Source organism: uncultured Cyclobacterium sp. (genome assembly GCF_963976465.1).
GTDB lineage: Bacteria > Bacteroidota > Bacteroidia > Cytophagales > Cyclobacteriaceae > Cyclobacterium.
Map to the genome: position 1 here is coordinate 1 of NZ_CAXBOC010000468.1, position 4,404 is coordinate 4,404.

Sequence of the window (4,404 nt, forward strand, 5' to 3'; positions counted from 1 at the left end):
GTTCAACCCATCCGGTTTTCGGGAAAAATTGTTCAAAATCTTTTTGAGCGGAAGCTACGATCTGGCCTTCCTTGTTGAAAATTATGGCCCTTGAACTGGTCGTTCCCTGGTCCATGGCCATTAAGTATTGGTTATTTGGGTTCATTGAGTTTTAGCTATTTTATTAAGTACTTCTTGGCTAATTTATTAAATTCTTCCAACTCTTCAGTTATCCAAGCCTCATCTTTCTTAAGTTCTTTTGCCATAATCTCGGCTACTTTAGGTGCCATTTCCATGGAAGCTTTGGCATCAAGTAATAATATCCTACAACGTCTCGAGAGGAAATCTGCTCCATATAATTGCAAATGCCCCTCAATTTCTTCTTCACTATAGCCATGAAGATGCTTCTCTGCAGAGTTGCTTGCTAACTTTTGCAAACCATGATTTTTAAAATGAACATCTACGGTATCTTCACCCATCTTCCTAAAGGTAGTCCACTTGCCACCTGTGATGGTTATCAAGTTGCTTTTTGATACAATAACTTTGTGACTTCGGGAAATCTCCTTGGTTTTGGTACTGCCCTCTTTTGGGGCAGCGAGTGGTCTAAGACCTGCGAAAACGGAGAGCACATCAGATCGCTTTGGTGGTCTTACCAAATAGTTTTTGGCCGTATCCAATATAAAGGTAATTTCAGAAGCTAAAGGCCTTGGCTCCATCTTAGGCTTTTTCACCAAAGTATCGGTAGTTCCTACTACCAACTTCCCCTCCCAAGGCACAGCAAATAAAACCCTTCCATCAGAGGTCTCCGGAATCATCAAGGCATCTTCTCCTCCCAAAAATGAACTGTCTAATACCAAGTGTATACCTTGACTAGGTTGTATCATTTTAGGCGCCTCAGGATTGTCCATTTGTAGAATTTTGTCTGCAAATACTCCGGTGGCATTGACAACAGATTTAGCAGATATCCTGTAATTGGATTTACCAATTAAATCCCTGAATACCAAACCATTAATTCTACCATCCTCTCCCTTGGTCAACTTATTGACCCTGGCATAATTAAGGATACAGCCTCCCATTTCAATACAAGTTTTTGCAATGGCCAAGGCTAGCCTTGCATCATCAAATTGACCATCATGGTACAAGATCCCGCCTTTTAAGCCTTTTTGTTTGATTTGAGGTAGCCTTTTAATCGTCTCTTCCTTAGAAACAAACATGGATTTCCCCAAGCGTAGACTACCGGCCATCCAATCGTAAATTTTAAGACCCACCCCATACTTCAGGCGGTCAAAATAGGAGTAAAGCGGGATTACAAAGGGTTGATTAATGGTTAGGTGTGGCGCATTATTCAATAAACGCCCGCGCTCCTTTAAGGCTTCTAATACCAAGCCCACTTCTCCTTGTGCCAAATAGCGTACCCCACCGTGCACCAATTTTGTACTTCTGCTGGAAGTCCCTTTAGCAAAATCTGATTTTTCTAGCAATAAGACTTTTAATCCTCTGGACAAAGCATCCAGTGCGACCCCTAAGCCGGAGGCTCCCCCTCCAATAATTACTAGGTCCCAACTTCCCTTTTCCTCTGTGATTCTCGATAAACTGTTTTCTCTATTCATTGCCGGCTATTTACTCCACTAAAGTAACACAAAGAGAAATAAAAAGAAACAAAAGGAAATCATTTTCGTATATTTGAACCTCATTATTTCTCGAATTATGATCATTGCTAAAAGACACAAATACATATTAGACAAGCTTAAGGAAGCAGGTTATGTAAGTGTTGCTGCTTTGAGTAGAGAAATGGATGTCACAATGGTGACAGTGAGGAAAGACCTTAGAATTTTAGAAGAAAAGGGCTTGCTTTTCAGAACCCATGGAAGTGCCACTCCGGTATCTCCTTATGTCAACGACAAACCTGTCACAGAAAAAAGGCTGGTTCAAGTAAGCCAAAAGAATGCCATTGCAAGTAAGGCTACTGAACTACTTGTTCAAGATGATGTGATAATCATCGGCTCCGGCACAACTGTTTTGGCCTTTGCCCAAACCATTCCAAGGACACTTTCTCTCACAGTGTTAACCGCGGCAATGAATGTAAGCATGGCATTAATGGATGTCCCTAAGGCTGAGGTTGTACAATTGGGCGGTGTGGTACGCAAGAGTAGCAGCTCAGTCGTGGGTCATTTTGCCGAAAACATGATAAAGGATTTTGCTTGCAGCAAACTATTTATCAGTGTAGATGGCATTGATCCTGAATTTGGCCTGACTACTTCCAATTTATTGGAAGCACATCTAAACAGCATTATGATTGCTTCAGCCCAAAAAACCATAGTTTTAGCAGACAGCAGCAAATTTGGTAAAAAAAGTTTTGGAAAGATTGCCAAGATTGAAGACATAGACACTTTAATCGTAGACAAGAATTTATCCACACATTATGTAGAGATGCTGGAAGAAAAAGGGGTTGAAGTCTTATTGGTATAGGTGATTCGCTTTCTAGGGAAAATAAACCTGGCTTATTTTTAGTTACTCACTTCAAAAACCTCAGTTCTTATGATCATCTCACTCAAATCAGAAAATTTAATATCAAAGGTGAAGGTTTGATTGATGGTACTATCAGGTTGCCCCAATAGTTGGAAATTAATACTTGAGCCAATATTTCCAAAAAGCACAATATCACTTTTTTGCTTGGTGATATACTCAGCTATCGTTTGGTTTCCATTTATTTTAAAGAGCTCATTCAATTGGTCCCCAGGCAAGAATTCATACCCTTGAGCATACACAGTTGATTCAGAGGTGATGACCATTGATTCAATTGCCTGTGTAGGTTCAGGTAAGCGGGGACTGCAAGCTATGGCTGCATTAATAAAGGAAAATCGAGGTTGAGCAATGGATGCCATGACTTCGGTATAATCCAGGTCAGCAATCCCAATTTGAATGGCGGCTAGATCGAAGTCAGTCGCTTTTGTTTCTATGAAACCAGTAAAAGTTAAGCTACCTACTAAGACATACAACTCGGTGATTTTGGACTCCATGGGACTAAAAGGTCCACAATCATCAACACACGAAAACGGAATATTTGTTAGAACAACAAGGCTTAGTAAAACTAAAAATCTTTTCATATGGTAAGGGGCAAAATCTAAAAACAGCCAAGAGAATAATTCAACTATCAATGTAGTAACATTTAACGGGTATAAAAACCAATAGGGATTTATATGCTTCTATATCTTTATTAATAGACCATAGATCGAACCATACAGGAGAAGACTACATTAAAGTCAAAAAATAAATTTACTCTTTCAAAAGCCTACCATCACCCAGTTCAATGATGCGTGATGTTTTGTGTGCAAAATCCATGTCATGAGTCACCACTAAAAGTGTTTTGTTGTAGGCTTCGGTAAGCTCTTTAAAAATATTGAACACAATATCTGCATTTTTACTATCCAGATTTCCGGTGGGCTCATCACACATGATAATTAAAGGATCATTGATCATGGCCCTGGCAATGGCTACTCGTTGCTTTTCCCCGCCCGATAGTTGATAGGCCATTTTATGGGCCAGTTTTTCAATCCCTAAATCTTTCAAAAATCCATAAGCATTGTGTTCCAGCTCTTCTTCACTTAATTTATCCAACTTAAACCCCGGCAACATTACATTCTTGAGGGCGGTAAATTCATTCAACAAATAATGAAATTGAAATACAAAGCCTATTTTCTCATTCCGTAAGGAAGCCAATTCCTTTTCTGATTTACCCCTAACAAGTATTCCGTCTATTAGTAGTTCACCGGTAAAGTCAGTATCCATGGTGGAAAGAATATAGAGGAGCGTAGATTTTCCACTGCCTGATTTACCTATAATCGATGCGTACTCCCCTCTTGAAAGACTGAAGGAAACTTCTTTCAATACATCAACTTTTACTGGATTCAGAAAAGATTTGCTGATTGATTTGGCCTCTAAAATAATATTCTTTCCCATTTATTTCCCTCTAATAATGATTACAGGATCAACCTTACTTGCTTTTTTGGCAGGAAACCAGCCGGCCAAAAAGGTTGTCACCAAGGCGAATATTGCTGCTATGGAATAGTATTGTATGCCATAATCAATAGGATAGGTAGTTACCGCCGGCATGGTTGGAGAGTCAAATGGGATGGCATCTATGGTGATGGAAAGCAAGAAACCGAAAAGCACACCAACAAATCCTCCGACAATCCCAATACTCAGGCTGATTGAAATGAAAATCTTCTTCACATCAATACCGGCAAATCCTGTAGCTTTAAGTATGGCAATGGTATCCATTTTTTCATAAATGAGCATATTAAGAATATTATAAATACCAAATCCGGATACGATCAATAATGTAATCCCCACGGCATAGGAAATAATAGACCGCACTCCACTTCCTGTTTCAAACTGAGCATTGGCCGTTTGAATATCTTCTGC

Annotated in this window: 6 protein-coding genes; 1 reads left to right on the forward strand and 5 read right to left on the reverse strand. The window is 39.5% G+C overall.

Annotated elements, in window-relative coordinates:
* Nucleotides 1-145: FGGY family carbohydrate kinase (locus AAC037_RS20415; RefSeq protein WP_339905215.1), on the reverse strand; the 145-nt coding region annotated here is incomplete at its 3' end.
* Between the two features lie 10 nt (nucleotides 146-155).
* The gene (locus tag AAC037_RS20420; RefSeq protein WP_339905207.1) at nucleotides 156-1,589 is read right to left on the reverse strand and encodes a glycerol-3-phosphate dehydrogenase/oxidase; all 1,434 of its coding nucleotides are present in this window, start codon (nucleotides 1,587-1,589) and stop codon (nucleotides 156-158) included.
* Nucleotides 1,590-1,686: 97 nt separating this feature from the next.
* On the opposite strand from AAC037_RS20420, the gene AAC037_RS20425 reads away from it, so the two are divergent.
* A complete protein-coding gene (locus tag AAC037_RS20425; protein WP_339905208.1) occupies nucleotides 1,687-2,448 on the forward strand; it encodes a DeoR/GlpR family DNA-binding transcription regulator in 762 nt (253 codons plus the stop codon).
* Nucleotides 2,449-2,486: 38 nt separating this feature from the next.
* On the opposite strand, the gene AAC037_RS20430 is transcribed toward AAC037_RS20425, so the two are convergent.
* The 3 genes from AAC037_RS20430 to AAC037_RS20440 form a co-directional block, all read right to left on the reverse strand.
* Entirely contained in the window at nucleotides 2,487-3,086 is a 600-nt protein-coding gene (locus tag AAC037_RS20430) for a hypothetical protein (protein ID WP_339905210.1), read from the reverse strand.
* 169 nt (nucleotides 3,087-3,255) lie between these two features.
* Nucleotides 3,256-3,939 (reverse strand): ABC transporter ATP-binding protein, encoded by a 684-nt coding sequence (locus AAC037_RS20435; protein ID WP_339905211.1) that lies wholly within the window; start codon nucleotides 3,937-3,939, stop codon nucleotides 3,256-3,258.
* Nucleotides 3,940-4,404, reverse strand: a 465-nt coding sequence (locus AAC037_RS20440) for an FtsX-like permease family protein (RefSeq protein WP_339905213.1), incomplete at its 5' end; no start/stop codon positions are given.

What these genes read in the sequence shown, in the direction of transcription:
- AAC037_RS20420 (WP_339905207.1), bottom strand. Translation starts at nt 1,589, where the DNA reads ATGAATAGAGAAAACAGTTTATCGAGAATCACAGAGGAAAAGGGAAGT.
- AAC037_RS20425 (WP_339905208.1), top strand. Translation starts at nt 1,687, where the DNA reads ATGATCATTGCTAAAAGACACAAATACATATTAGACAAGCTTAAGGAA.
- AAC037_RS20430 (WP_339905210.1), bottom strand. Translation starts at nt 3,086, where the DNA reads ATGAAAAGATTTTTAGTTTTACTAAGCCTTGTTGTTCTAACAAATATT.
- AAC037_RS20435 (WP_339905211.1), bottom strand. Translation starts at nt 3,939, where the DNA reads ATGGGAAAGAATATTATTTTAGAGGCCAAATCAATCAGCAAATCTTTT.